General features: G+C 61.0%; 24 protein-coding genes and 2 riboswitches. Of the genes, 12 read left to right on the top strand and 12 right to left on the bottom strand.

Features of this window, described 5'->3' with window-relative positions:
- Positions 1 to 71: 71 nt before the first annotated feature.
- The 7 genes from JOD50_RS04325 to JOD50_RS04295 form a co-directional block, all read right to left on the bottom strand.
- Complete coding sequence (locus JOD50_RS04325; RefSeq protein WP_204880554.1) at positions 72 to 1,157, bottom strand: inositol-3-phosphate synthase; 1,086 nt, start codon at positions 1,155 to 1,157, stop codon at positions 72 to 74.
- Positions 1,158 to 1,324: 167 nt separating this feature from the next.
- Positions 1,325 to 2,767: a DUF6716 putative glycosyltransferase gene (locus tag JOD50_RS04320; protein WP_204880553.1), complete on the bottom strand. Its 1,443-nt coding sequence runs from the start codon at positions 2,765 to 2,767 to the stop codon at positions 1,325 to 1,327.
- A complete protein-coding gene (locus JOD50_RS04315) occupies positions 2,757 to 3,824 on the bottom strand; it encodes a hypothetical protein (protein ID WP_204880552.1) in 1,068 nt (355 codons plus the stop codon). The genes JOD50_RS04320 and JOD50_RS04315 overlap by 11 nt, the downstream gene beginning before the upstream one ends.
- On the bottom strand, positions 3,821 to 5,287 hold the full coding sequence (locus tag JOD50_RS04310) for a polysialyltransferase family glycosyltransferase (protein WP_204880551.1): 1,467 nt from the start codon (positions 5,285 to 5,287) through the stop codon (positions 3,821 to 3,823). The genes JOD50_RS04315 and JOD50_RS04310 overlap by 4 nt, the downstream gene beginning before the upstream one ends.
- The gene (locus tag JOD50_RS04305) at positions 5,284 to 6,393 is read right to left on the bottom strand and encodes a glycosyltransferase (protein WP_204880550.1); all 1,110 of its coding nucleotides are present in this window, start codon (positions 6,391 to 6,393) and stop codon (positions 5,284 to 5,286) included. Before JOD50_RS04305 ends, JOD50_RS04310 begins: the two co-directional genes overlap by 4 nt.
- Positions 6,394 to 6,440: 47 nt before the next feature.
- Entirely contained in the window at positions 6,441 to 7,349 is a 909-nt protein-coding gene (locus JOD50_RS04300) for an N-acetylneuraminate synthase family protein (RefSeq protein ID WP_101630496.1), read from the bottom strand.
- Between the two features lie 59 nt (positions 7,350 to 7,408).
- Complete coding sequence (locus JOD50_RS04295) at positions 7,409 to 8,698, bottom strand: cytidylyltransferase domain-containing protein (RefSeq protein ID WP_204880549.1); 1,290 nt, start codon at positions 8,696 to 8,698, stop codon at positions 7,409 to 7,411.
- 117 nt (positions 8,699 to 8,815) lie between these two features.
- Between JOD50_RS04295 and JOD50_RS04290 the strand changes: the two genes are divergently transcribed.
- The 9 genes from JOD50_RS04290 (at position 8,816) to JOD50_RS04250 (ending at position 17,525) form a co-directional block, all read left to right on the top strand.
- Entirely contained in the window at positions 8,816 to 10,345 is a 1,530-nt protein-coding gene (locus JOD50_RS04290) for a glycosyltransferase family 87 protein (RefSeq protein WP_204880548.1), read from the top strand.
- Positions 10,342 to 11,628, top strand: coding sequence for a M18 family aminopeptidase (locus tag JOD50_RS04285; RefSeq protein WP_204880547.1), 1,287 nt, complete (start codon positions 10,342 to 10,344; stop codon positions 11,626 to 11,628). The genes JOD50_RS04290 and JOD50_RS04285 overlap by 4 nt, the downstream gene beginning before the upstream one ends.
- A gap of 96 nt (positions 11,629 to 11,724) precedes the next feature.
- A complete protein-coding gene (locus JOD50_RS04280) occupies positions 11,725 to 13,914 on the top strand; it encodes an acyltransferase family protein (protein ID WP_204880546.1) in 2,190 nt (729 codons plus the stop codon).
- 265 nt (positions 13,915 to 14,179) lie between these two features.
- On the top strand, positions 14,180 to 14,479 hold the full coding sequence (gene rpsF / locus JOD50_RS04275; protein ID WP_035755761.1) for a 30S ribosomal protein S6: 300 nt from the start codon (positions 14,180 to 14,182) through the stop codon (positions 14,477 to 14,479).
- 52 nt (positions 14,480 to 14,531) lie between these two features.
- Positions 14,532 to 15,119 carry a single-stranded DNA-binding protein gene (locus tag JOD50_RS04270; RefSeq protein WP_101630501.1) on the top strand — a complete coding sequence of 196 codons (588 nt, stop codon included), beginning with the start codon at positions 14,532 to 14,534 and terminating at the stop codon, positions 15,117 to 15,119.
- 69 nt (positions 15,120 to 15,188) lie between these two features.
- Positions 15,189 to 15,428, top strand: coding sequence for a 30S ribosomal protein S18 (gene rpsR / locus JOD50_RS04265; RefSeq protein WP_109303513.1), 240 nt, complete (start codon positions 15,189 to 15,191; stop codon positions 15,426 to 15,428).
- 23 nt (positions 15,429 to 15,451) lie between these two features.
- Positions 15,452 to 15,913, top strand: coding sequence for a 50S ribosomal protein L9 (rplI, locus tag JOD50_RS04260; protein ID WP_204880545.1), 462 nt, complete (start codon positions 15,452 to 15,454; stop codon positions 15,911 to 15,913).
- Positions 15,914 to 16,074: 161 nt separating this feature from the next.
- Positions 16,075 to 16,188: riboswitch (SAM riboswitch) on the top strand.
- 39 nt (positions 16,189 to 16,227) lie between these two features.
- On the top strand, positions 16,228 to 16,752 hold the full coding sequence (locus JOD50_RS04255) for a flavin reductase family protein (protein ID WP_204880544.1): 525 nt from the start codon (positions 16,228 to 16,230) through the stop codon (positions 16,750 to 16,752).
- A gap of 104 nt (positions 16,753 to 16,856) precedes the next feature.
- Entirely contained in the window at positions 16,857 to 17,525 is a 669-nt protein-coding gene (locus JOD50_RS04250; RefSeq protein WP_204880543.1) for a PepSY domain-containing protein, read from the top strand.
- A gap of 48 nt (positions 17,526 to 17,573) precedes the next feature.
- Here JOD50_RS04250 and JOD50_RS04245 read toward each other — a convergent pair whose 3' ends face one another.
- From JOD50_RS04245 to JOD50_RS04230, 4 genes are all read right to left on the bottom strand, one after another.
- Positions 17,574 to 18,251 carry a thiamine phosphate synthase gene (locus JOD50_RS04245; RefSeq protein ID WP_204880542.1) on the bottom strand — a complete coding sequence of 226 codons (678 nt, stop codon included), beginning with the start codon at positions 18,249 to 18,251 and terminating at the stop codon, positions 17,574 to 17,576.
- Positions 18,232 to 19,119, bottom strand: a complete 888-nt coding sequence (thiM, locus tag JOD50_RS04240; RefSeq protein WP_338052011.1) for a hydroxyethylthiazole kinase — start codon at positions 19,117 to 19,119, stop codon at positions 18,232 to 18,234. Before thiM ends, JOD50_RS04245 begins: the two co-directional genes overlap by 20 nt.
- Positions 19,116 to 20,387: an MFS transporter gene (locus JOD50_RS04235; protein ID WP_204880541.1), complete on the bottom strand. Its 1,272-nt coding sequence runs from the start codon at positions 20,385 to 20,387 to the stop codon at positions 19,116 to 19,118. The genes thiM and JOD50_RS04235 overlap by 4 nt, the downstream gene beginning before the upstream one ends.
- Before the next feature lie 128 nt (positions 20,388 to 20,515).
- A complete protein-coding gene (locus JOD50_RS04230) occupies positions 20,516 to 21,541 on the bottom strand; it encodes a PfkB family carbohydrate kinase (protein ID WP_204880540.1) in 1,026 nt (341 codons plus the stop codon).
- Between the two features lie 5 nt (positions 21,542 to 21,546).
- Positions 21,547 to 21,642, bottom strand: a riboswitch (TPP riboswitch).
- Positions 21,643 to 22,188: 546 nt separating this feature from the next.
- On the opposite strand from JOD50_RS04230, the gene dnaB reads away from it, so the two are divergent.
- On the top strand, positions 22,189 to 23,592 hold the full coding sequence (gene dnaB / locus JOD50_RS04225) for a replicative DNA helicase (RefSeq protein ID WP_204880539.1): 1,404 nt from the start codon (positions 22,189 to 22,191) through the stop codon (positions 23,590 to 23,592).
- A gap of 20 nt (positions 23,593 to 23,612) precedes the next feature.
- On the opposite strand, the gene JOD50_RS10600 is transcribed toward dnaB, so the two are convergent.
- Positions 23,613 to 24,695 carry an EamA family transporter gene (locus JOD50_RS10600; protein ID WP_204880538.1) on the bottom strand — a complete coding sequence of 361 codons (1,083 nt, stop codon included), beginning with the start codon at positions 24,693 to 24,695 and terminating at the stop codon, positions 23,613 to 23,615.
- A gap of 130 nt (positions 24,696 to 24,825) precedes the next feature.
- On the opposite strand from JOD50_RS10600, the gene JOD50_RS04215 reads away from it, so the two are divergent.
- Together JOD50_RS04215 and JOD50_RS04210 are read left to right on the top strand one after the other, a co-directional pair.
- The gene (locus tag JOD50_RS04215) at positions 24,826 to 25,596 is read left to right on the top strand and encodes a hypothetical protein (RefSeq protein WP_204880537.1); all 771 of its coding nucleotides are present in this window, start codon (positions 24,826 to 24,828) and stop codon (positions 25,594 to 25,596) included.
- 69 nt (positions 25,597 to 25,665) lie between these two features.
- Positions 25,666 to 26,484: a hypothetical protein gene (locus tag JOD50_RS04210; RefSeq protein ID WP_204880536.1), complete on the top strand. Its 819-nt coding sequence runs from the start codon at positions 25,666 to 25,668 to the stop codon at positions 26,482 to 26,484.
- Positions 26,485 to 26,486 lie beyond the last annotated feature (2 nt).

The raw sequence follows: 26,486 nt of genomic DNA, 5'->3' as shown, positions 1-26,486 counted from the left end.
TGCGGGCCGTCACCATGGTTGGTGACGGCCCGCATCGTTATGTGTATGCCCTAGCTGGGGCTCAGAACGGCTTAGGAGTCCTTTTCGCCGCGGATGAAGGCTTCGACGTCGGCGTGCGCCTGCTCGTCGTTGACCTGCACTGGTGGGGACTTCATGAAGTAGGAGGATGCCGACAGCAGCGGGCCGCTGATGCCGCGGTCCAGGCCGATCTTGGCGGCGCGGATCGCGTCGATGATGACGCCGGCGGAGTTCGGGGAGTCCCACACTTCGAGCTTGTATTCGAGCGAGACCGGGGCGTCGCCGAAGTTGCGGCCTTCGAGGCGCACGAAAGCCCACTTGCGGTCATCGAGCCAGCCAACGTAGTCGGATGGGCCGATGTGGACGTCGCGTTCCGCGAGTTTCGCGGACGTGTTGGAGGTGACGGCCTGGGTCTTGGAGATCTTCTTGGACTCGAGGCGTTCGCGTTCAAGCATGTTCTTGAAGTCCATGTTGCCGCCAACGTTGAGCTGGTAGGTGCGGTCCAGGATGACGCCGCGGTCTTCGAACAGCTTGGCCATGACGCGGTGCGTGATGGTTGCGCCGATCTGCGACTTGATGTCGTCACCGACGATGGGCACGCCGGCTTCGCGGAACTTCTCGGCCCATTCGGTGGTTCCGGCGATGAACACTGGGAGTGCGTTGACGAACGCGACGCGGGCGTCGATCGCGCACTGAGCGTAGAACTTGTTCGCTTCTTCGGAGCCGACCGGCAGGTAGGAGACGAGGACGTCGACGTCGGCTTCCTTGAGGGCCGCGACAACGTCGACTGGCTCTGCCGTGGACTCTTCGATGGTCTCGCGGTAGTACTTGCCGAGGCCGTCGAGGGTGTGGCCGCGCTGTACGGTCACGCCGGTTTTCGGTACGTCGCACAGTTTGATGGTGTTGTTTTCGGAGGCTTCAATCGCGTCGGCGAGGTCGAGGCCAACTTTCTTTGCGTCGACATCGAATGCGGCAACGAATTTCACATCGTTGACGTGGTAGTCGCCGAACTGCACGTGCATCAGACCTGGGATGGTCTGGTCTGCGGCGGCGTCTTTGTAGTATTCAACGCCTTGCACGAGCGAGGTCGCACAATTGCCGACGCCCACGATAGCGACGCGGATTGCGTTATCCGACACGGAAACCGTCTCCTTGGAAATAGCGAATAAGGGCACCGCGAAAGCGGCACAAGAGATCTGGGCTCATTTTAGTGCATGCCCCGAGCGGAGTTCGCTTCGATGCGCTGGATGTCTACCACCGGTCAGGTGCACTAGTTGGGGCATGCATCCACGTTGGGGCGCTGGTCTTATGTTCGGACGGCATTGCGTACGTTGCGCGCGACCTTTAAAACGGGTGCAGGTAGCGCGGTCTTGAGACGTGCGCGCCATGCGCGGGTGCGGGCGCGAGCCATCGCTGTCGCTGAGACATCGAGGTATCCCTTGCGGGATGCGTCGGCCAGCGATACGAGTTCGTGTTCCATGTCGCGGCGGTGTGCTGCGGCGACGTCGTCCGGGGTGTGGAAGTAGTTGCGGCGTAGCCACTGCTGGTTCGCGTGCGGGATGTCGAGGTCCTGCATTTCATCGAGCGCCATGAGTAGGCCGGATTCGCTGAACATCGCGTTGAGGAGCTTCTCGGTGACACCGAAGTCGGAGATGATTCCTACGCGCAGTCCGAGGTCGATGGCTTCGATCGCTGCGGTGGACGACACGGTCACGAGGGCTGTGCCTGGCGTGAGGCGTTCGGCGAGGGAACCCGTCTGGAAGTCCAGCAGGTGTTCGTTTTCACCGGTTTCGGCACAGTATTTTTCCCACAGGTAGTCGTAGGGGAAGCGTTCGATGTGGGTCTGCGGTTCGCCGCGTAGCGCACGCAGTTTGACGATGACTTCGACGTCAGGGTGCTGGCGCTTGGTTTCGGCGAGGGCTTTGAGGATTTCGAGGCGTTCGGATTCTTCGAACGGCATTTTTGCTTGCGGCGCGAACACGATGCGGGTGACCGGTGTTTCGTCAGGCGCGGGCGGCTCGTGGTGGTTCAGCATGGGCAGACGGCCCACTGCGAAGCTCGGAGGGAGGATGATTTCTTCTTCGAGCGGAGGGGCTGGGGTTTCACCGCGTTCTTGTGCTGCTTTGACGATTTCGGGCGCGTCGGCTGGGTCTGGTTCGTCGATAGCCGGGCGTTCTGGGTCGAGTCCGTCAGCGCCGGTAGCGTCAGCGTCGGATGCGCTCGCGTCGTCGAAGGTGGTGGTACGGATGTCATCGAAGCTGCTTCCGCTAGGGAGGATAGCGCGTGGCGTGATCCCGTCGAGGCTCATCTTTTCGCCGAGGATTGCGAACGTGTCGGCTTCTGCAAGCGAGTGCACCATGAAGGTGTCGGCGAGTTCACGGTATCCAAGGGCACGCGAGGTTGCCGGGAATGCGATGCCTGGAAGAGCGGTGATGAGTGCTGGACGGTTTTTGAGGGACGCGAAGTGGATCAGGACTTCCCGCGCGATCGGCCCGGTTGCGGCGATGAGCACGACGTCGGGCATCGGGTTGAGGTTGGCGGATAGTTTGCGTACGGGCACGACTGCTGGCGGGCGGCCTTCGAGGAAGGTGCCAGCGAGCGCGGCGCGGGTCTGTACTGAGGTCGGGATCACGTGGGAACGTACGACCACTACTTGACGCCGCCAGTCTTTGAGCTGGTCGAGGAAATGGACGGCGTACTTGAGGTATGAGTCGGAGTCGGCGATGGCCGCGATGGTCCTAACCGTCATGTTTTTCCTTACCTTGTTTGAGCGAGACTGAAGACAAAAGGTGTTGCCTCAGCGCGGGGGTGGCTTGAGGTGTCCACCATGAGTCCGGGATGCGTTTGTAGGTCACGTCGATTCCGCGGCCGGCCAGCAGGAGCCGGAGTGAGGTTACGGCGGTCGATGGGAGGGATACGACGCGCTGGAGGGGACGTAGCCCGCGAAGGCGAAGTTCTACGGGGGTTGTGGTGGCTTGCACGTTGACGCCGGGGATTTGCCGGATCGCTTCGAGTAGTTCGCCTTGTTCGCGTCGGTGTGGGAAGTAGGCCAGCGGGGCATCCGAGGCGAGCTGTTTGATCCAGTTGATGTACGGCTCTGGTTCGATGAGGCCGTCGCAGGCCAGCGCTGAACCGATCAGCATGGTTTGTTCGCTGAAGGATTCCTCGGCCGGCTGGCTGCGGGACCATTCGAAGGCGTGGTGTTCAACGCGCACGCCAATGCGGGCGAGCCGTTCGGAGAGTTCTGGGACGAGCGGCAACGCGGTGATGAGCAGCACGCGGTTGTTTTTGGCTGCCCAACGGAGCCGGTGCCATGCAGCGAGCCCGAGGGCGATGCGTCCGGCAGTCCTCTTGCCTCGGTCACGTACGAGTGGCGTCGGGCTGTTGTGGCTGAGTTTGTCTAGGAATGCGAGGGTTGCCAGGCCATCGTCGATGATGATGATTTCGCGGTCACCAAGGGTGCCGAGCATCGCTTTTTGTACTTGGCCGGAGAACATGTCTCCGGCACCCCATCGGTTCATCGGTGATGAGCTGAGGGGTGTGATGTGTCCGCTTTCCGTATCGATGGTGATGCCTTGCGGAACGTTGTTGGCGAGGGTGTCGGCGGTTTTGTTGATCCCGGGGATTCCGGGTCGGACACGAACCGTAGTCGATGTGCCGGTGAGGCCTGCTGCGTGTGCTTCGATGGCGCTGAGCAGCTGGAGTGGGGATTCAACCCAGATTTCGCTCGTGCCGAGCCGCGGCCGCGGGGTTTCTTGAGGGGCGCGGGGCGCGCGCCTGGACCGAGGCTTACGGGTGGTGCTCATCGCGACTTCCGCTGACCAAACGACGAGAGGATTTTAACTGCTGCGTTTGTGGGGTGCTTGAGGATTTTCGAGGTTTGAAGTTTCTTCTTGAGTGCGGTGAGGTTGTTGGTTCCCATGGCGTCGTCCAGGTGCCCAACCAAGTGCTCGTAGAAGTTCTCCGGGTTCGTTTTCATGAGGCCGAGCCGGTAGAGGCGACTCTTGCGCATGTAGAGTTTCCGGAGTTCAGGGTCTGCTGTGCAGAACTCGTGGGCCGATGGGTAGAGGTCTTTCATCCGGTCGGGTTGCATCGTGTAACCGACGGTGTTGAGGAGGGCCTGGAGGCGACCTTCGTAATGGGAGCCCAGTTCTTGGTCGTGCGAGGCGCCGCTGTGCTTTTCTTCATCTGGTGCGGGAATGTTGCGACGGAAGAGCGCGTCCGCGAGCATAACTGGCACTCGGTTGGAGTTCGGGTAAGGGTTCAAGTTGTGAACCACCTGGTCTGCACCTATTGAGACAGCGGGGATGCCGTAGCCGTAATGCAGTGTTGCGAGCGCGGTTGAGAAGATCGAGACTGCGACGACTGGCTTGATCCAGGTTGCGACGATCTCTGCGGGCACGGTGTCAGTAATTTCCACGTACTCGAGGCCCGCGGATTCAATGATTTCGCGCACAACGGTGCGGGAAGCGTATGAAGCCGAAGGATGCGGTTTGAATGCAATGATCTCGGCGCCGGCGTCGACCGCTGCTTGAGCCATGTTGGTGGTGAGCTCGTGCTCTTCCTCGTCGGTGATGAGCTTGAGCTCATTGAGGTACTGCCCCAGGATAAAGCCTGCCGGCTTTCCGGAGCGCATGATGCTCGCGCACGCTTCAGAAGGCTCAACTTTGTTAGCCCATTCATTGATCACGTGAGTGAAGTTTTCAAGCGCTACCGCATCGGTGGCTGCGTCCCATTCCCTGCCGTAGAGAGGCTTGAGGCCGGGCACGATGTCGAGGTGGACAACGCGATCCAGTCGCGAACCAATGGACATGGGCAGAGGGTCACGTAGCGGACCGTAGGCCATGAGCCCATCCGCGTGGACGGTGATGGGTGCGTCATGGAAGATGTTCGCGAGTGCCCGCCCCGGATTGACTTGGAGGGACTCGAGCCATAGAGAGATCTTGGATGCGTGGCCTGGCTCCGTGAGCGGCAGGTCGAAGAATTTGCACAGGAGCTTGCGCCACATCGGGGTTTCGAAGTCGCGTGGAGCGAACTGGTGCGGCCGTAGTGGGCGGATGAATTCACCCAAGTTGATGACACGGTCGAAGCGTGAGGAAAGCTCTTCGAAACCAGTGGCTCCGGTAATGCCAGGGACGAGCTCCGGCTGGCGGGTCGTGTCAACGATGCACAGGACGCGGTCGTCGTCTTCAGGGACAGCGCCGGCGTCGATCATAGCGGCGAGTGACGCCACCTGGTACAGGGTTGAAGCCTGGAAAAGCTGAGTCATCGTTTGCTCTTTGCGTTGTCAGAGTTCGGGAAGTGTACGGAAGGGCGGAATGAAAGCAATGCGGACATGAAGCTCGCACCTTCGACTTTCTGGTGCATCGCGGGAAGCGCTGGGGCGAGTAGCTTCTGGCGTTTAGGCCCCAGGTCTTTCACGGTTTCCAGGAGAATGCCCTGATCGAATTTCTGCGCGGTCACTTGGATCGCCGAGTACATCTCGTGCTGGAGTTCCTTGCTCAGCCGGCTCTTCCGTTCGAGCTGGAAGCACGTGATCGCAAGGAACTGGCGGGCGAGCTTAGGCATCAAGCGCTCGCGTTCCCGGTCTTTGTTGAGCAGATCCGCCATCTTGCCGAACGCGTAGGCGAAGTGGATCTGGCGTTCGTCGCCGATCTGGGTCAGCGTTGTGCTGATGCCGCGGCGCCACAGCGTCGTTGGGGCATCAATGAATGCGCAGCTCGATGCGGCGAGCATGACGCGCCAGAACCATAAGCGGTCTTCTGCGGTCAGGAGGCTCTCGTCGAAACGGAGGGCACCGTGTTCGTCCTGGAGCCGACGGTGGTACATGCCTGCCGTGACCCACGGGTTGTCGATCACGGTCGTGTGGTTCGGAGGCATGATGAAGTCACGCGGGTTCTCGACTGTTCCGAGGCGGCCGGTTGGCAAGCGCCGCACGGTGCGGGTCCCGCGGTTTTCTTCGATGATCGGTGTGCGGACGAAGTCGACCCCGAGCCGATCCATCGTTTCGGCGCGGACGCTGAGGCTGTTCGGTTCGAGCCAGTCGTCGCCGTCGAGGAAGGCGATGTAGGTTCCGCGAGCAACGTCGAGGCCCCGGTTGCGCGCGGCTGAGACACCGCGCGCAACCGGGTTCTTCAGAAGCGTGAGGCGTGGCAGAACTGGGCGGAACGCCTCGATGACGTCCGCGACGTCTTCGTCTGAGCCGTCGTCGACCACGATGACATGGAGCTGGTCTTCTTGACCGGCAGGCATCTGCCGAGTCGCAGAGATGAGCGTGTCAGGGAGCAGGCTTTTCTGATTGTGGGTTGTCACAATCAGCGAGATGCGCTCAGGTTCTTCTGAGCGTGTCTCGGTAGGTACTGCGGATGCAGTCACGGATCCTCCAATATTCACGTTGACTCGACGCTCCATGTGAGGAGGCGTTAGTTGGCCTTTACTGCCATTGGGTCTTCGGTCACGCGGCGCAGCGAGTCCTTCTTAGCTGCTTCGCCTGGCATGACGCGCTTGCGGCCGTCGCCCAGAGCCTTTTCGAGGATGCGGATGTCAGCGACGAGCTCCTCGAAGGCCTTTGGCTCGAGGGATGCGGCCTGGTCGGAGCCCCACATGGTGCGGTCGAGGGTGATGTGGCGTTCTACCGTGACAGCGCCTAGGGCGACTGCTGCCAGGGAGATCTGCAGGCCGTCTTCGTGGCCCGAGTAACCCACTGGAACGCCGTAGCGGTCTTCGAGGGTCTTGATTGCGCGGAGGTTGGCTTCCTCTGGTGGCATTGGGTAGGTAGAGCACGAGTGCATGAGCACAAGGTTGTCGGTGCCGAGGATCGCGACGGCTTCGTCGATCTCAGCGAGCGTCGACATACCGGTGGACATGATGAGTGGCTTGCCGGTCTGCTGGAGGGCGCGCAGCATCTCCTTGTCGGTCACGGATGCGGACGCGATCTTGTGGGTCACAACGCCGAGGTCCTCGAGGAACTCAACGGAAGGGACGTCCCATGGGGAAGCGAAGCAGTGCAGGTCCTGCGCTGCTGCGTACTTCATGAGTTCCTTGTATTCCTTCTCGCCGAACTCGACGCGGTACTTGTACTCCATGTAGGTCATTTCGCCCCATGGGGTCTGGCGTGGCTTGTCGCGCATGTGCTCCGGAACAGCGATTTCTGGGGTGCGCTTCTGGAACTTCACAGCGTCCGCGCCGGCGTCTGCAGCCACGTCGATGAGCTGCTTTGCGATGTCGACGTCACCGTTGTGGTTGATGCCGATTTCGCCGATGACGTAGACAGGCTGGTCTGCGCCGAGGGTCTTTTCGCCGATCTGAACAGTCTTGGTTGGCTGAGTCATTTTCTTGAGTCCTTTCACAAGGTAGCCGTTAGGGCTTGAAGTTTTGGTTGTCTCGTCGTTTAAGCGGAGATTGGTGAACGGTTGATAGATCGAGGCAGGAGGCCTGCGGGGTCGTTGACGTCTCGGTTTTCGTTGCGTGCCGCCAGGATGCGGTCGCATACTTCGCGTACCGCGCCGTGTCCGCCGCGAGCGGAGATGGTGAGGCGGGCGGTGCGTGCGACGACCGGCTGTGCGTCTGCGACAGCTAGTGGCCATCCGACTTCTGCGAACGCTGGCAGGTCGTTGATGTCGTTGCCGAGGAATGCGACCCGGGCCGGGTCGAGGTTGTTGTCCTTGATCCAGTTGGCAACGGCTTCGGCTTTGTGTTCGATGCCCTGCATAACCTCGACCTTGAGCTTCTTGCCTCGGGCGGTTACGACGGGGTTGGTTTCGGTGGACACGATGACCATCGGGACGCCCGCTTGGCGGAGCATCTTGATGCCCATGCCGTCGGAGCGGGACACCTTGACGGATTCGGTTCCCTCTTGGGTAATGGTCACGGAGTCGTCGGTGTGGACGCCGTCGAAGTCCATGATGAGCGCGTCAACATCGAGCGCTTGTACAGGCGCTTCGTGGAGTTCCGCGATGCGGATCGCGTGCTCGAGGTCATCGAGACTGTCGATTTCCGGTGCGGTCCATGCTGGGACCTCGACCGCGCTGAGGGTTCCGAAGAATCGGTGGCGGGTTTCGAGGAACCCTTCGGTGTTCATTGCGTAGAACGCGCCGGTTTCACGCATCTGCGGTGCGCGGTCTTGGCGGCGTGGACGGTAAGCGACCTGGTGGCCGACTGCCGTGACGTTGCCGTTCGGGGTACGGGTCCATAGGAAGCCGTGATCTTCTACGGTTGAGAACGCGACGTCTGCTGACTTCGTTTCGACCGCGGTGACGGCTGCTTGGAGGTCTTCTGGTCGGATGAACGGCGAAGTGCACTGCACCAGAACCGTGACGGCTGGGCGCTCGCCGCGGGATTCGAGGATTCCGAGCGCGTGCAGGATGGCGGATTCGCTCGATGCGGTGTCGCCGGAGAGGGATGCTGGGCGTTCGATGACGCCGGCTCCGCAACGGCGGGCTTCGTCGGCGATGCCTGGGTGGTCTGTTGATACGTAGACACTGGTGACCGATTCAGTAGCGAGCGCGGCGTCGATCGCGCGGCCGACGAGTGAGCGGCCTGCGATGGGGCGCAAGTTCTTGAGTGGCACGCCTTTGGATCCGCCGCGAGCGGGGATGATGACGGTCGCGCCGGTTCGCGGCGCCTTCGAATTTTCATTGGCCGTAGCGGCCTGCTGTGGGGAAGTCGTTGAAGTGGTCACATATGCCAAGGTAAGAGCGGGATGTGTCCATAGGCCGTGATCGACGTGAATACTAAATGAACCCGATAGCGGCCACGGTGAACACTAAATTAACCACCTCAACGTAGGCTTGGACGCATGACTAAGGGAGCAAAAAAGGGGCCGTTGCGCGTCACGGTGCCGAGCCGCAACGACGCCGTCGCGAAGTCTTTGGTGGGTGCGATCGGAGGACCGCTAGGTCGGCGAACAGCCCCAGGCGTAGTCTCTCCTGGGTTTTGGCGCATTGAACGGGTCTTGTTGGTTATGGTTGCGGTTGCGGGTGTGATCGCGATCTTCACGAAGACCACATGTCGCGTTAACGGCTGGGCTGATCCGTACCGCTATATAGGTATGTGCTATTCGGACTGGACGGCGTTGTGGGGTGCCCGCGGTTTCGCTGAGACGCCGCTCGCGCCGTTCGATGCAGCGCAGACTCCGTTTGAGTATCCGGCGGGTATGGCCATCATCGCTTCGGCCCTTGCGTTCCTCGTTCCGCGTTCGCTCGAGCACCGCGATCAGGTGCTCCTCTACTTCGATATCAACGCGTTCTTCGCGGTGGTCTTGTGGGCGATCGTGGTGATCGCGGTTGCGAAGATGAGTTCTCGGCGCATCTGGGATGCCGCGATGGTTGCTCTCTCCCCTGCGATCATCCTCGCGCTGACGGTCAACTGGGACATGTGGGCGGTGGCTCTCATGGTCACGGGTTTGCTCGCGATTGCGCGTGAACATCCGTGGCTCGGCGGGATCCTGATTGGTATCGGCGGCGCAGTGAAGCTGTTCCCGCTGTTACTACTTGGAGCCTTTTTCACGCTGGCGTGGCGCACGCGCCGTTGGCAGGTTTTCGGCAAGATCACGGGTGGTGCCGCGATCGGTTGGCTTGTGGTCAACCTGCCGGTGATCTTGATTGATGCGAAACGCTGGGCTGTTTTCTACACGTTCTCGTCCGACCGTGGCGCGGGTTTCTCCTCGACGTGGGAGCTGTGGAACATGACGGTTGGCAGCGTGGCTCCCGAGCTTGTGGTGACGGCAGATGCGATCTCGGTTCTCGGCATCATTTTCTTTGGCTGCTGGTGCCTGTTCGTTTTGATGCTGGGGCTGGTTGCCCCACGCAGGCCGCGTGTTGCCCAGCTCGCGTTTTTGATCATCGCGATGTTCGTGTTGATCGGCAAGGTGTATTCGCCGCAGTTTGTGATGTGGCTGGTTCCGCTCGCTGTGCTCGCGTACCCACGGTGGCGCGCCCTCCTCGTGTGGCAGTTGTTTGAGGTTCTGCATTTCGTTGCGATCTGGATGCGCCTGTATTCGATGACTGGCCCGGATAAGACGAGCGGATTCTTCCCGGATTGGATTTTCAGCCTCGCGGTTCTGGGTCACATCGTCTCGCTAGGGGCCCTGATGCTCCTTGTAATCCGGTGCATTTTCCAGCCGGATGAGGACCCTGTGCGGCGGGTCGGTTTGGATGATCCGCTGGGCGGCTTGTTCGCAAGCCCAGAACCAGCTTCGCGCACCGCTACCGACCGTGCCACCGCATCGGCATCTGAAGATTCGGCGGGGGCTCATGCTGGCGTAGGGGCTCCGGCAAGCCATACTAAAGAGAGTGAAACCCTTCCAGCGCACAAAGGAGAGTCATGACTGAAGCGTTGACGTATGTAGAGGATCTCGCGGATTTTATTGATGCGTCCCCTTCGAGCTATCACGCGGTGGAGGAAAGCGCTCGCCGTCTGGAAGCGCAGGGTTTCACGCGGCTAGCTGAACATGACGAATGGCCGGCGCAGCGTGGCGGCAAGTTCGTGGTGGTGCGCGACGGCGCGGTCATCGCGTGGACGGTGCCCGCAAACGCTGGGCCGACCACGCCGTCGAATATTTTTGGTGGGCACACGGATTCGCCGGGTTTCAAGCTCAAGCCGAAGCCGACCACGGGTAACCACGGTTGGTTGCAGGCCGGCGTTGAGATTTACGGTGGCCCGCTTCTGAACTCGTGGCTGGACCGTGAGTTGCGTCTTGCTGGCCGCTTGGCGATGCGCGACGGCTCTGTGGTTTTGGCGGATACAGGCGCGTTGTTGCGTTTGCCGCAACTGGCCGTCCACCTGGATCGCGGCGTAAACGAGAAGCTTGCGTTGGATAAGCAGGTTCAGACTCAGCCCGTGTGGGGCCTGGGTGTTCCGACCGAGCATGACCTGTTGGCTGAGCTCGCGGCGTCTGCTGGCGTTGATCCTGAGCAGATCGATGGGTTCGATGCGGTGGTTGCGGATTCGGCGCGTGGCCAGGCGTTCGGTAAGGACAAGGCGTTTTTCGCGGCAGGCCGTCTGGATAACTTGGCTTCCGTGCACGCGGGTTGTGTTGCGCTGGGTGAGGCCGCCGAGGCAGGCGTGAGCGAAGATGCTGAGCGGATCGCGATGTTCGCGGCTTTCGACCACGAAGAGCTCGGTTCGGCTTCGCGCTCGGGTGCGGCTGGTCCGTTCCTTGAGGATGTTTTGAACCGTATCTACGCGGGCTTGGGCGCCTCGGCCGAGGAGCAGGCGCGGGCGTACGCGGAATCCTGGCACGTGTCTTCTGATGTGGGGCACTCGATCCACCCGAACTATGCGGGGCATCATGATCCGGTGGTCAAGCCGCTTTTGGGTTCGGGTCCGATCTTGAAGATCAACGCTAATCAGCGGTATGCGACCGATGCAGTGGGTGCTGCCGCGTGGGCTGGCTGGTGCCGCGAGGCGGGGGTTGAGAGCCAAGAGTTCGTGTCGAATAACAACATCCCGTGTGGTTCGACGATCGGCCCGATCGCGGCGACCCGCCTGGGCATCCGCACAGTTGACGTGGGTATCCCGATTCTGTCGATGCACTCGGCCCGCGAACTCGCTGGCGTGAGCGATCTGCATGACCTGTCCAAGGTCGCGAAGGTCTTTTACACGGCGTAGTTTAGCGTCAACGTTTCCTGGGCATCTCATCTGCGTTTACTTTTAAGTCGTTTCCAGTTCTGGAGATGAGGATTAAGACGTGATGTAATCCCCTGCATGTCCCACAACGGCACATCCACGCGCGGAGGCAGCGATCGCACGCGCAGCGCGCAACCTAGGAAGTTCCTTCCGGAGGTTCAAGCGCTACGTGCGATTGCTGTTCTCGCGGTTGTTGCATGGCATTTCCACCCAGAAACTGCCCCGGGTGGTTTTGTTGGCGTCGATATCTTCTTTGTGATCTCAGGTTTCCTGATCACGTCGAAGCTTCTGCGTGATGCAGAAACGCACGGCAAGATCAATCTTGCCGAGTTCTGGGCTGCTCGGATTCGGCGCATCATGCCGGCGGCTACGGTCACGGCTGGCGCGATCATCATCGCGACGTTCATCTGGTGGCCTTTAGAACAGTGGAAACAGATATCTCGCGAGGGCATCGCGAGTCTGTTGAGCGTCGTCAACTGGGTCCTGGCCTTCGATTCCGTGGACTATCTGGCTGAGGACAACGCTCCGACCGCGTTCCAGCACTACTGGTCACTCAGCGTTGAAGAGCAGTTCTATGTTGTGTGGCCGCTGATCGTGGTTGTGGCGATCTGGCTGGCTCGTCGCACCAAGCTGTCTTTGCGAGCCTACGCGACGATCCTGTTCTCGGCAGTGATCGTCTCCTCGCTTGCGTGGGCTGAATTTCAGGTTCGTTCGAGCGATCCGGCGGCGTATTTTGTCACGACCACTCGCGTGTGGGAGCTCGCCTCGGGCGGCATGATTGCGGCTCTGGCGCCGCACATCCTCAAGGATGATCCGGGCCGCAGACAACGGGTAGCCGGAGGCGTTTCGTGGCGCTCGCTGCTCGCGCTGGCGGGGTTGGCGGCGATGTGCTGGTCGATTTTCGCCTACACGCAGGAAACGCCGTTCCCTGGTGTGACGGCGCTTGTTCCCGTTGTGGGTGCCGCAGTGGTGATTATCGCGGGCCGTACGAGCGGCCCGCTTTCGCTCAACTGGCTGGTTGATTGGGCGCCGGTGCAGTGGGTCGGCAAGATCTCATTTTCGCTGTACTTGTGGCATTGGCCGGTGTTCATGGTTTTCGTGCAGATCGTTGGCCACAAGCCGTACTGGTGGCAAGCGGTCATTCTCGTGTTGGTTTCGCTTGTGTTTGCTCACCTTTCGTGGCGTTTCGTTGAGGAGCCGGTGCGGCGGTGGAAGCGTTTGAAGGTTTCGCCGCTGCCGGCGTGGATTGCCGGCGGGGTTGCGACGATCGTTGCGGTTGCGGTGGCGTTTGCCCCGACTGCGCGCATCGATGCGTTCATTAAGGAGCAGAGGCAGCTCGCGGCAGAGCTGTTGAAGGCCGAAAAGCCTGGGTTTGGTGCTGGCGCCTGGGATCCGCTGGTCACAAAGGCTGAGGATGAAAAGCTCGATGCGGGGGATCCGGAGAGCCCGGGCGGCCGGTTGGTCGTGGACGAGGAGCGTGCAGATGAGCTCCCGCCGGCACTGCCGTATGGTTCGGCGATCACACCGGTACCGTTGGAAGCTGAGTTTGATACAACCTCGGCGGATGACTGTTTCCCAAGCGCAACCGAGACGTCCACTCCGCGCTGCGTCAAGGGTAAAGAAGACGGTCAGAAGACGGTGGCTGTCATGGGGGATTCACATTCTCAGATGCTGGTCCCCGCGCTCGAGGAAATGGCTCAGGAGCACGATTGGCGCATCATCACGTACACCAAGGCTTCGTGCCCGATGTCGCTTGAACCGCGGAAGCTCGTTGACCCTGAAGAGCGCTGTGTTGAACCGAATAAGAAGTCGATCGAACAGGTTCTTGAAGACGAGCCTGACGTGATCATCACGCAAAACTACTCAGGTTCAACCTTCCGCGGCGATGCTGTGGATGGTTACGAGCGGACGTTTAAGGAACTGCAGAAGAGCGGAGCGCAGCTCGTGGTGGTTCGGGACACCCCGATTCCGCCTACCAACAAGAACACTCCTCGGCCGCGCACATGTGTTTCCGAAAACATGGACCGTCCTGGGGTGTGTGATTTCACCGTCGAGAAGGGACTGCTCGATGATCCGGCGATCGAAGCCGCACAGCGGTTCGATGACATCTACGTCATGGACCTGAGCGATCACTTCTGCACCAAGGACACGTGCCCGGTAGTTGCTGGTAACTCGCTGATCTACCGCGACGGCAACCACGTCGGTGACACGTACCTCAAGAGCTTGATTCCCGTCATGGAACGCCGCTTGCCCGAGCGTTTGTTCTAGACACCGTGTTCTATCACTGAGTGCCGCACCGAGCCGTCGTGAGCGGCCTCTGCCAGAGTGAGCTTATCCACAGGGGATTACGTCCTCACCCGGACTATGGGTAGACTGGTTCTGTTGTCCTCTATCAAGTTTTGCTGGCAACCGCATTGTCATGTGTGTTCCGGCAGGCCTGGACGCCCTCACATGCAGGGCAGGGGATACCGCAATAGAACCTCCTGGTACGGAAAGACCGTGCCCGTTTCATGTCCAAAGGAGGTGGGTTCACTTGCGTAACTACGAACTGATGCTGCTGGTTGACCCCGAGGTCGACGAGCGCACCGTTGAACCGACGCTCAACAAGTTCCTCGAGGTCGTAACCAAGGACGGCGGAACCGTCGAGAACATCGACATCTGGGGTCGTCGCCGCATGGCCTACGAGATCAACAAGAAGGCTGAGGCCATCTACGCAGTGGTTAACTTCACCGCTGAGCCACAGACCGCATCCGAGCTTGACCGTGTTTTGGGCCTCAACGAGTCCATCATGCGCACCAAGATCATCCGCCCAGAGGACCAGCGCATCAAGTAAGCGCGTCCTACGCGGGCACAACCACGTTTAACGCTTCAAGCTAGGGGGAAACATGGCTGGAGAAACCATCATCACCGTGGTGGGTAACCTCACCGCCGATCCAGAACTGCGCTTCACGCCATCTGGTGCCGCGGTAGCGAACTTCACGATCGCTTCGACTCCTCGCCTCTTCGACCGTCAGACTAACGAGTTCAAAGACGGCGAAGCTCTCTTCATGCGTTGCAGCGTATGGCGCGAACACGCCGAAAACGTGGCGGAATCGCTGACCAAGGGTATGCGCGTCATCGCCCAGGGTCGTCTGCGTGCCCGCAGCTATGACGATCAGAACGGCAACCGCCGTACCGCATGGGAACTCGAGGTCGACGAGGTCGGCCCGGCCCTGCGCTACGCAACCGCGCAGGTCTCCCGCAATCAGCGTGGAGGCGGCGGTGGCGGCAATCAAGGCGGCTTCGGTGGCAACACCGGCGGCGGTTTTGGTGGCGGCAACCAAGGTGGCGGCTTCGGCGGCCAGCAGCAGTCCCAGGGCGGCGGCGGAGACTGGGGAGCACCTCAGCAATCTCCAGCTAACGACCCGTGGGGTAACTCTGGCGGCTCAAGCGACTGGGGTGCAAACCCTGGCCAGTCCGCACCACCGTTCTAAATCGTTCCAATCCAACATCCATCCCGCAGCTAAAACTGCGGGCTCCAAAACAAACTAAGGAGCTCCACGATGGCTAAGCCTGAAATTCGCAAGCCTAAGCCTAAGGCCAACCCGCTCAAGGCCGCCGACATCGAGGTCATCGACTACAAAGATGTCGCCCTTCTTCGCAAGTTCATCTCTGACCGCGGCAAGATCCGCGCTCGTCGTGTAACTGGCGTGTCCGTGCAGGAGCAGCGCAAGATCGCTCAGGCGATCAAGAACGCGCGCGAAGTCGCTCTGCTTCCCTACTCCGGCGCTGGCCGCGGCTAAGCAAGAAGGAGGAGAGAAGAAACATGGCAAAGCTTATTCTCACGCATGAGGTAACCGGCCTGGGTGCTGCTGGCGACATCGTCGAAGTACGCGACGGCTACGCACGCAACTACCTGCTGCCACGCGGCTACGCGATCATCTGGACCAAGGGTGGCGAGAAGGACGTCGAGTCCATCAAGGCCGCTCGCGAGGCCCACCGCGTAGCGAACCTCGAAGAAGCACAGAAGATCGCTGAAGCACTCAAGGCTGCTGAGATCCGCATCGAGGTTAACGCTGGCGAGTCCGGCCGCCTCTTCGGTACCGTCAAGCAGGCCGACGTTGCAGCAGCAATCGAGGCTCAGGGCCTGGGCAAGGTCGACAAGCGCACCATCGAGATCGCACAGCAGGTCAAGACCACCGGCCACTACAAGGCCACCGTCCGCCTGCACGAAGACGTTCTCGCGAACACCACGCTGCACGTTGTTGCAACGCCAAAGGGCAAGTAAAACCGAGCATTAGCGCACTGCGCAGGCTCGAAGATTACGAACTCTGAAGCATAAACGAACGCCGTCACCCGCGAAGGGTGGCGGCGTTCGTCTCATTAAATGAATTAAACGACACATCCAGTTGCGGGCCCCTCGCAGAACTGCTTATCGTTTAAAACACGAATCATGAGTACGGATTTTTAGGCCCTGGCTAATCCGTCGGCAACCCTCTCGCGTAGGTGGGGTGCCCCAGGTGACGATTCGGCCGTCGGGAATGCCGACGGCAAGCTGCGCCGGCCATAGAGGACGGCCGTAACCGCGAAGGATGAATCGCCATGTCCCTGACCCATACTTTCGACCAGGCAACCCTGCGTACCGCATTCGACCGATTCCCAGTAGGGGTCGCAGCCCTGTGCTCGCGGGTAGGTGGACGCCACGAAGGCATGGTCACTTCGAGCTTCGCAGTCGGAATCTCATATGAGCCCGCGCTCGTCTCGTTCTCCGTCCGAAACGAATCCCGTACGTGGCAGCGCCTCAAGCACGGCTACCGCCTCGGCGTCTCCGTGCTTGCAGATGAGCATCGCGAGGTCTGCTATCAGCTCGCATCCCGCGACGAAACCAAGCGTTTCAACGGCCTCGACGTCACCTTGGCGGACTCCGGCGCGCTGTTCCTGGACCGCGCTGCACTGTGGCTGGAAACCTCGGTCTACGACACCGTGCCGGCAGGCGACCACACCATCGTGCTCCTGAAGGTTCACGCTGTATCCCAGGGCGAAGACCACGGCGAACCGATCGTGCTGCACGGCAAGACGTTCCACGACCTCGCGCAGGTGCGAGACCGCGAACTCGTGACGGCGTAACGGCCTGGAGCCCGGTGTCACATGCTTGAGCGGAACACCTAAATAGGCTTATAGCTTAGAAATAATCAGTGAAATCCCCTTTCACATATGCATAGGCTTAAGCCATGGAGAAGAAACATTTAGCCCTCACGTCCGTAGCTGCCCTCGCGCTGGCTTTGTCCGCATGTGGCACTCCAGCGGAGGACAACAACTCCTCCAACGAGAGCGAAACTCAGCAGACTCAGGAAGCCACGCAGAACACTGAGTCTGAAGACATGGCATCGCAAGACACCAGCGATGACATGGACGATTCTGACGACGCTGACGACAATAATGACAACAACGACGCCGCGGCCCCAACCAAGGGTGGCAGCAAGGACAACGCTCTCAAGGCGATCGACACCGCTGAAAAAGAAATCGGCGGCAAGGTCGTTGACCTCGACTGGGATGACGACAAGAGCGGCTGGGAAGTAGAAGTCTACGAGGGCGGCAAGATCCACGAAATTAAGATCGCTGCCGACGGTTCCAAGATCATCGAACGCGACGACGTCGAAAACGCAGATGCCGACGACCGCCGTGAATACGACGCGATCAAGACCGACATCCGCAAGGCGATCGAAACCGCCCTCAAGGACACCCCAGGCTCCCTCGATGACGTCAGCGTTGTCGAGGAACAAGGCCAGATCATGTGGAACGTTGAGATCTACCCAGAGGGCGGCGGCTCCGATGTAGACATCTACATCGACGTCAAGAGTGGCGTCAAGAACGGCAAGATCCTCAAACGCGACAGCTAAACACGCGCAACCTCGCCACGTAGCGAGGACACGATGAGCTAAACACGGTTACCTGGCCGCAATGGCATCGAATGCGGACAGCACCCGGCGGACATCCCGCTGAGGGTCACGCGAACGAGCCAAAGCGCGCACCAACGCGACTCCGGCAACACCAGTGGAAGCCAACGCGGCAGCGTCCTCAGGATGCACATCGCCGATAGCAACCACAGGCACTCGGGAAGCTGCGACAAGCCGAGGATAACCGTCAACACCTATCGGGGAACGACCCGAATCCTTCGTGGGGGTGGGCCTGAAAGGGCCTGCCCCCACATACGTTAAAAGCTCCGACCACTCGTTGGCCTGCTCAACGAGTTCAAGTGTGCCCGTAGTCAGCCCGACGACAGCATCCGAACCCAACAGCGCACGAACATCCGGCACCGGAAGATCATCCTGGCCCACATGCACACCATGCACGTGAGCGCCCCGCCGCATCGCCGCAGCGGCGACCTCAACCGAATCATCCACCACCACACGAGTTGCCGGATTGGCGGCCTCAACCGCCTGAGCCACCGTTAGCGTCGCCTCGAGTAGCTCCCGCGCGGGCACGTCCTTAACCCGAACCTGCACGATGCCCGCCCCAGCCGCCGCACACTGCGCGGCTAACGCGGGAACGGAACGGTCGAAACCAGCCGTGACCATATAACAGCGCACGTCAACAGGTGCCGCGCTATCGGGTGAAAAGGTCATGCTCGGCACCTCCCACGCGGTACAAGGCGTCCAACAATGCGACCCGGAACGAGCCCGGGCCACCGCGCGGAGGCGAAGCAGCTTCGGCGGTACCGGTCGCCCCCGCGGAGACCTCCGCCGCGGCAATCTCAGCGGCACGGGCCAGCCACGCGCTCGCACCCACCGCGGCAACCCACGCATCCACGCCAGCGCCCACGCACGCCGCAATCAACGCGCCATGCAAACAGCCCGTGCCCGTCACCTGAGTCAACAACCTGTCGCCGCCGGCCACCTCGCAGAACGCGCCATCCTCAGCCATAACCACATCCGCGGCACCCGACACCACAACCACAGCACCCACACGCCGAGCAAGCTGCGAGGCCCACGCACGCACCACATCGGACGCCACAGGCCCCGCATCAGCACCCCGGCCAGTGAAGCCAGCGCCACTGAACCGCGCATCGCCATCCACAACACCCGCTAGCGCCACAATCTCAGAAGCATTGCCGCGAATCACATGCGGAGCGGAACCGCCGGGCCGCAACAACTCACCCGCCAGCCGCGTACGCACCGGGGCCAACCCCACCGCCGTGGGATCCAAAACCCACGGCACATCATGCCGCCGGGCAGCCGCAACAGACGCCGGAATGCCACGCGCCCCGGCCTCGCTCAAGGTCCCCAGATTCACCAGCAACGCATCGGAATGCGCGGTCATCGTGGGAGCCTCCGCAGGCGTCTCCGTCATCAACGGCCGGGCACCCGCAGCCAACAAGCCATCAGCGACCATGCTCAAAGACACCGCGGCACTCATGCAATGCACCAACGGAACCCGGCCGCGCACCGCATCCACACACGCGGCCATGTGTTCGCGCGTATCCACAAGACTCACCTCGGCAACTCCTCACTCGAACGCTGCGCAGGACCCAACGCCGCGCCCATACCCACCAAAAGCGCACCCACACACAACACGGCAACCACGGAAACCTGCGCACCCACCACACCGGACACGACAGGCAACCACAGCGGATACAGCATCGGCAGAATCAACGAAAACGAGTACGCAACCCCATAGCCCGTCGAACGAACCCGAGCCGGAAACGCCTCAGAAATGTACGCGGCAACAGGGCCATACGCAGAAACCGTCGCAACCTGAGCCACCGCAGCCCACGCGGCCGCAGCACCAAACGAGGACGCAGAGACAGCACACCACCACGCGGCAACACCCACAGTCCCGGCAAGCAACGCCCACGCCATAAAGAACCGGCGGCGACCCAGCCGGGTTGAGACGTGGCCCAGCACCGCCATCGCAACAGCCTGCGCAACCGAGGCCACGCCCATCGCCAACGCGATGGCGCCGGCATCCAAGCCAGCAGTGGCAGCCGTAGCGGAACCGCTAGCGGTGTTGGAAGCAGAAGATGCGCCGGAACCAACATGCGCGGGCAAGATCAAGACCGTTGCGACCGTCATGCACCACAAGCCCGAAAGCAGAACAAAGATCTGCCAGAAACGGCCAGCGAACGGTCCAGCCACGACGTCGACGACGCGTCCGGCCCCATGATGCACTGCACGTTGAGCATGGTTGCCGATATGGCCGGGTGCAGAATCCTCAACATAGAAACGGTAAAAGACGTACATCCCGAGCGAAGCTAACGCAGCGAAAGCGAACAAAACCCGCCAACCCCACACCGCATACGCATCCGTGCCCAACCAAGACAACATCATCGCAGTAGCGAACGCGATTGAAGCTTGAGCCCACGGCGCCATCGACAAAATGAGCCCCGAAAACCAGCCCCGCAAACGGGGAGGAGACCATTCCATCGCCAGCGGGATCGCGGCTGAATACTCACCCGCGATGAAAACCCCGCCCACGAACCGGGCAGCCACCACGGCAACGAACGTCCACACACCCCACACCTGGTGGGTCGGAACCAGCGCGATCGCGGCTGCGCACACCGCCGTGCCTACAAGCGCGAGCCTCGTGGCGCGGGTTCGCCCCCACTTATCAGAAATGCGACCGAACACCAGCCCACCCACGGGCCTGCCGAGCAACATCGCGATCACGACGGCAGCGCCTGCGCCGGCACCGGTTGTAGCGCTCGCCGCGGGACCGGCCAGAACTTCGAGGGCAGGAGCGAGCGCGATGACCGGCAGAAACATGTGGATGTTATCCACCCAGTTACCGACGACCCCCGCCTGGAGAGCGGCCTTCGCACGCGGTGGGAACTTTCTGTTTGGGCGTGAATGCGCGGGGTGCGGCAGTCTGGTATTCGCTTGTGCTTGGTAAGTCACTTCGAGCCGCCGCCCTCGCAAGCGCCAGAGCTATGCTGGAGCGGGCCGGGAGGCGCAGGCGCCTCCGGTTGCGGCATGTGCGGCTGGGGCATGGCGGCGCGGACGTGATGGAAATGATCCACGGGACCTGCCAGGGGCTGGCCACGTGTGAGCGTGACATCGAGGCGCTCGCCGTGAGAAATCGCGTGGTGCAGCCAATCACTGGCCCATGCGAGTGCTTGGGCAGGAGCATCTCCCGCAGCTAGTCTCGTGGTGAGCGCAGACGCGAGCGCACATCCCGTGCCCTGGGTTGCCGAGGAGTCAACGCGTTGGGTGTGTATCGCGATGGGTTCGGCGCCGGACTCGATCCAGTAGTTTGTGGTCTGCTCAGAATCCAGGTGGCCGGTCTTAGCGATCACAACATTCCCGTGCCGCTCGGCCCACGCGCGTGCCTGGTTGCACACGTCGGCGTGGTTCTCGCCGCGGGTCGAACCGGTCAGTTCCGCTAGCTCGAGGGCGTTCGGGGTTACGACGTCCGCGGCAGCGCAGAGCGCCGCAACTTCAGGGAATGCTTCAGGCGCAATCAGGGCGGTTCCGCTGCTTGAGATCATGACCGGATCGACCACGATCAGCTGTGGTTTCGCTTCGCTGAGCCATTCAGCCACAGCCTGGACGTTTGCCGCGGTGCCGAGCATTCCGATTTTGACCGCATCGATGCGCGCATGTTCCGCGATGGCATCGAGTTGTGCACGTACCACGGTTGGGCTCATATGTTCGATGTGGGTCACACGCGAGCTATTCTGCGCCAGCACCGCGGTGGTCACGGGGAGGGCATAGCCGCCAGCGGCATGAATGCTTTTGATATCGGCGGCTGAACCAGCGCCGCCGGTCGGATCTGTTCCGGCGATCGTGACGACGCATGGAACAGTGCCGACGCACGGGACGGTGTCGCCGTATGGAACAGTGTCGTCGCTCGGGGCGGTGTTTCGGTGAGACGCGCGCTGGGCGCCGGGGGTCGATGCGCCGGCAGAAAGTGGGCGCACGGAGGCATGCATTGTGGGGACATCCCTTCGCTAGTGCGAACTAGATCAGGTTCAACGGGTGTGATCTCAGCACCTCAGTGGGTGCACCCCGTGTCGGGAGAACACTATGCCACAGATTCCCGGTGCGGAGCGCGTCGGAGTCGTGGGCGAGGTTGGCAAGGGAGTCAGCATTCGGACCGCGTCGATGCTGTGGTCGCTATAGTCAACGAGCTCGCGGCTGACACATTGCGTGCACTTGTGCCAAACCTTCAACCTCTACTTGGGTGAGTCTGTGGGTAAGTCCCACAAACCTGTGGATAACTTTCATTTTTGGGTGTGTACCGCGTGGATATCCGTCTTGTCAACATGAGAGTTGAGCTTGAAGGTTGGGGAAAAGTTTTTAGCGGAATTGTTTGGTCCACAAGCAAAAACCGCGGAATCATACGGAAGTTTGGGCATCATAGGTGAGAAACTCCCATACTTATCCCCAAGTTATCCACAGAAGTGGTGGATATCCACCGGTGTGTTCCACAATTGTCCACACATGATCCCCAAGGCCTGTGGATAACCTGGCTTGTCATGGAGGTTTTTCGCCTTACACTGGCGTGAAGGCGGTACCTACTCGGAGCAGGGCCAAGCTAGTGGCTGAGGTGGGCTGGAGGAGCACAGTGGATCAATACAGCGATTCCCAATACAACGATGCAGGTGCGTCATCTGCAGGCGGCTCGGCGCTTTCGGAGCGCGTCCCACCTCAGGACCTCGCAGCGGAACAGTCCGTCTTGGGTGGCATGTTGCTCTCCCAAGACGCGATCGCTGACTGCGTTGAGATCCTCCGCTCATCGGACTTCTACAAGCCAGCGCACTCAACCATCTTTGACGCCATCACGGATCTCTACGGCCGCGGTGAGCCAGCTGACGCCGTGACGGTTTCGAGCTACCTCACCAAAAACGGGGAACTCAACCGGGCCGGCGGCGCGGCGTATATCCACGAGGTCATCCAGTCCGTCCCAACCGCCGCGAACGCGAGCTTCTACGCAGAGATTGTGAGGGAGCGCGCGATCCTGCGCCGCCTCGTCTATGCGGGTGACCGCATCACCCAGATGGCCTACGCCGCCGACGGCGAGGTCGACGCGATCGTCAACGATGCGCAAGCCGAAGTCATGCAGGTCGCTGAACGCAGGACCGCCGAAGACTACGTCGTGCTTTCAGACATCATGGAGCACACAGTCGATGAGATCGAGGCGGCGGGACAGAAATCGGGCGACGAAATCACGGGCGTGCCGTCGGGTTTCTATGAGCTCGACGAACTGACCCAGGGCTTCCAGGGCGGCCAGATGATCGTTGTCGCGGCGCGCCCAGCGGTCGGTAAGTCGACCTTCGCACTCGACATCGCGCGTTCCGCCGCGATCAAGAACAACATGACGACCGTGTTCTTCTCGCTTGAAATGGGCCGTTCCGAAATCGCGATGCGCTTGCTTTCAGCTGAGACCGCCATCGGGCTCCAGAACATCCGCAAGGGCGACATGCAGGACAGCGACTGGGCCAAGGTCGCCCGCACCCTGCCCGAGCTCAACAGTGCACCGTTCTTCATTGACGATTCACCGAACATGACGCTCATGGAGATCCGCGCGAAGTGCCGCCGCCTCAAGCAGCAGCACAACCTCAAGCTCGTGGTGCTCGACTACCTGCAGCTCATGTCCTCGGGTAAGCGCGTTGAATCGCGTCAGCAGGAAGTCGCTGAGTTCTCGCGTGCGTTGAAGCTTCTGGCTAAGGAGCTTGAGGTCCCAGTGATCGCGCTGTCCCAGCTCAACCGTGGCTCAGAGCAGCGCACCGACAAGCGCCCCCAGGTGTCCGATCTGCGTGAATCCGGTTCGATTGAGCAGGACGCGGACATGGTCATCCTGCTGCACCGCGAAGACATCTACGACAAGGAATCGCCGCGAGCCGGTGAGGCCGATGTGATTGTCGCGAAGCACAGAAACGGTCCAACGAAGACGATCGTGGTCGCGTTCCAGGGCCACTACTCCCGTTTCAGCAACATGGCCTACGAATCCAGCGACGCCGGAATCTAGATTCGTTAGCCGAGGCGCGGTTAGCGCGGCGTGACCTCACGACGAGGCGGCCGCTTGGTCTTCACGTTGGCGCCCGTTGTGTGGGCTTTCGCGGTTTTCTTCCGAGGCTTCTTGAGCTTGGGACGCCACTTGACGCGGCGGCGAGGCTCGATGCCTGGCATCTTCTTCGCAAGAGCCGAAGGGCCGCGTGGGCGCTCGCCGAGTTTGATGAACACCACGCCGGCGAGGATCGCAGCGCCACCCACGAACTGGACCACCGCGAGTGTCTCACCCAAAAGCCACCACGCGACCAACGCGGCGAACAGAACCTCGGTCAGGTTCACGAACGAGCCGACACCCGCGCCCATGAGCCGCAAGCCCACCACGCCAAGAACGTACGCGGCGACCGTGAAAACAATGATGATGGCGTGGGCGAGGAACCACGGCGCGTTCCACTGACCTAGCGCAGCAGCATCCGTGCTCGCTTTCCAAGGAAGCAAACCGAGCGCCACAAACGGGACAGTGCCGATGGCGCCGACCGAGAAACCCAGCCCAGTGAGCGCAGTCGACGGGATCTTGACCGAATCGTTCGCCGAAATCAAGAAGTACACTGCCAGGCACACCGCCGAGGCCAAGCCCATGATGACGCCTAGCGCATCCAGCGCATCGGAACCTTCACGGATCACAGCACCCACATCGAGCACTGCAACCAAACCGATCATCGAGATCGCAAGCCCAAAGAATGTCAACCCGGAAGGGCGGGCCTTGGTGCGAGCCCACAGCCAAAACACGATCATCATGGGCGCGGTCATCTCAAGCAGGATCGCGACCGTCACGTTGAGGCGTTCAACAGCAACGAAATAGGTCGCCTGAACGCCCGTCATCGAAAACAGGCCGAACGCGACAATAAGCCGCCAGTGCGCACGGACTTCGCCCCATTTGCCGCGCAACTGAATCAACGTGGGGAACAGGAGGACGAGTGCGCAACCAGTGAGCCTCACCAGCGTCACCGAGCCGGGTGACCAGCCGGAACCATACAGCGCTTTCCCCACGGGTCCAGGAAGGGCGAACGCGAAAGATGACGCCAAAGCGAAGACGAAACCAACAAGGAATTTTGGTTGCACAAACACCTCCTAGTTATCGAGCGAATCTATGAATCAGCCTAGGAGAAAATGCCCGATACCCTAGAAATCAGAGCAAAATTACGCAAGGCTAGTGTCTCACTAGAACCCATCTATATGTAGGGACTTGAACATGTTTAACAAGACGAAGACCGCACGACGCACAGTTGCAATGATGGCCGTGGCGCCACTGCTCGCAGTCTCGCTTGTGGGTTGCGGCAATAAGAACGGCGGCGAGGAGCCGAGCCCGGAGCCTTCGCAGTCGTCTCAGCAGCCGATGCAGACCGAGACGGCACAGCCGTCGCCAAGCATGTCTTCCCAAGCCCAACAGTCCCAGGGCCAGCAGTCCCAGGGCACGCAGGGTTCGCAGGGTTCGCAGACTACCGGTGCGGCGAAGGCAGACCCGAAGTTCCTGGAGTTCATGAAGAACAACGTCGGCTCTGACTACCAGGTTCTGGACCTTGGACCGCACTTGAAGAAGCCCGATGTGGGTGCGGGCAACCTCGCTAACTCTTGCCCAGCCGTGATCTATGGCGCTGCGGAGCTCGCCCGGGACGGCGCGCAGGTGGTGAGCGCTTCGCAGTCGTCGCCGAAGCAGAAGGCCGTGACCGTGCTGATGTATCCGTCGGCTGACAAGGCAAACGCTGCCCTCGAACAGGTCAAGCAAGAAATTGACAACCCGGACTGCAAGACAGTCCCGATCAACGGGAACGACATCAGCATCAAACCGGTCACGAACTCGTACGGTTTCGACAACTACGCTGGGTTCACGATGAACATCAGCGGCAACAAGATCGAAAACCTGTTCAGCACCAAGGGCCAGTTCCTGGTGCTCGTGATCGGTGACCTCAACGAGGTCGCTTCGGACGGTAAGAAGGTTTACGACGCCCTGCCAGCGTCCTAGTCCGCGCCGGTTCCGGGTCGATGTCAGTCCGGATCGGGGCAGGTGCTGAGACACGGAAAGGAAAGCCTCATGTCACAGCGTGCATTCAACCGCTCGCTTGCGTATCGCTCAGTTGCCGTGTTCGCTTTGCCGGCGGTCCTGGCGGCTTCCCTTGTGGGCTACTCGAATAAGGGCGGCGACGGCGCGGAGGCGTCTGCGGACGCGAGCCAGTCGCAGTCTGCGACGCCGGAGTCAACGCACACCGAGTCAACGCACACCGAGCCGAGCGAGTCGAGCGATTCGAGAGATTCGAGCGAAAGCGCGTCGCAAGACGCCAGTAGCACCCCGAGTAACCCGCTACCGGATAAAGGCTCGGAGCTTTCCGGCTACCCGGCGGATCCGCACTTCATGCAGTTCGTAAAGGGGAAGCTCGGCGGCGGCTATGAGACGCAGGACGGCAAAGAGTTCTATGAGCAGGCGAAACACGGCGATAGCCCACAGCTGGGTCAATGCGACATCCTGCTCAAGGGTTTGCAGGCCACGGTGACGAAGGACAGCCAGGCGGTTATTGCGCTGAAACTTCCTGAACGTTCAAGCACAGTTGCGGTTCAGGCATACACGTCGCCTGAAACCGCATCCAAGCCAGCCGAGGCCATCGAGCAGCTCAAGAAAGAACTCAACAACCCTGCGTGCGCCCAGCTTGAACTCGGGGACGTCAAGATCAAGACGAGCCAAGTGAATGACACCCTCGGCTTCAAGGGCGGCGTCCGGGTTCGCCTTGAAGTAGAAGGCGGAGATGCGCAGGCGAACAACCTGTACGTCGCTAAGGGAACCCACCTCATGGTTATGGTGGGCGACCTCGAGACGATCGCCGCCGACGGCAAGAAGGTGTACGACGCGCTCCCATAAGG

The sequence above is a fragment of the Pseudoglutamicibacter cumminsii genome, from assembly GCF_016907775.1.
GTDB classification, from domain to species: Bacteria; Actinomycetota; Actinomycetes; order Actinomycetales; family Micrococcaceae; genus Pseudoglutamicibacter; species Pseudoglutamicibacter cumminsii.
Note: the sequence above shows the minus strand (reverse complement) of the source record. Positions and strands in the feature narration are given on the sequence as shown.

What these genes read in the sequence shown, in the direction of transcription:
- JOD50_RS04320 (WP_204880553.1), bottom strand. Translation starts at nt 2,767, where the DNA reads ATGACGGTTAGGACCATCGCGGCCATCGCCGACTCCGACTCATACCTC.
- JOD50_RS04315 (WP_204880552.1), bottom strand. Translation starts at nt 3,824, where the DNA reads ATGAGCACCACCCGTAAGCCTCGGTCCAGGCGCGCGCCCCGCGCCCCT.
- JOD50_RS04310 (WP_204880551.1), bottom strand. Translation starts at nt 5,287, where the DNA reads ATGACTCAGCTTTTCCAGGCTTCAACCCTGTACCAGGTGGCGTCACTC.
- JOD50_RS04300 (WP_101630496.1), bottom strand. Translation starts at nt 7,349, where the DNA reads ATGACTCAGCCAACCAAGACTGTTCAGATCGGCGAAAAGACCCTCGGC.
- JOD50_RS04290 (WP_204880548.1), top strand. Translation starts at nt 8,816, where the DNA reads ATGACTAAGGGAGCAAAAAAGGGGCCGTTGCGCGTCACGGTGCCGAGC.
- JOD50_RS04285 (WP_204880547.1), top strand. Translation starts at nt 10,342, where the DNA reads ATGACTGAAGCGTTGACGTATGTAGAGGATCTCGCGGATTTTATTGAT.
- JOD50_RS04280 (WP_204880546.1), top strand. Translation starts at nt 11,725, where the DNA reads ATGTCCCACAACGGCACATCCACGCGCGGAGGCAGCGATCGCACGCGC.
- JOD50_RS04270 (WP_101630501.1), top strand. Translation starts at nt 14,532, where the DNA reads ATGGCTGGAGAAACCATCATCACCGTGGTGGGTAACCTCACCGCCGAT.
- rpsR (WP_109303513.1), top strand. Translation starts at nt 15,189, where the DNA reads ATGGCTAAGCCTGAAATTCGCAAGCCTAAGCCTAAGGCCAACCCGCTC.
- rplI (WP_204880545.1), top strand. Translation starts at nt 15,452, where the DNA reads ATGGCAAAGCTTATTCTCACGCATGAGGTAACCGGCCTGGGTGCTGCT.
- JOD50_RS04255 (WP_204880544.1), top strand. Translation starts at nt 16,228, where the DNA reads ATGTCCCTGACCCATACTTTCGACCAGGCAACCCTGCGTACCGCATTC.
- JOD50_RS04250 (WP_204880543.1), top strand. Translation starts at nt 16,857, where the DNA reads ATGGAGAAGAAACATTTAGCCCTCACGTCCGTAGCTGCCCTCGCGCTG.
- JOD50_RS04245 (WP_204880542.1), bottom strand. Translation starts at nt 18,251, where the DNA reads ATGACCTTTTCACCCGATAGCGCGGCACCTGTTGACGTGCGCTGTTAT.
- JOD50_RS04235 (WP_204880541.1), bottom strand. Translation starts at nt 20,387, where the DNA reads ATGTTTCTGCCGGTCATCGCGCTCGCTCCTGCCCTCGAAGTTCTGGCC.
- JOD50_RS04215 (WP_204880537.1), top strand. Translation starts at nt 24,826, where the DNA reads ATGTTTAACAAGACGAAGACCGCACGACGCACAGTTGCAATGATGGCC.
- JOD50_RS04210 (WP_204880536.1), top strand. Translation starts at nt 25,666, where the DNA reads ATGTCACAGCGTGCATTCAACCGCTCGCTTGCGTATCGCTCAGTTGCC.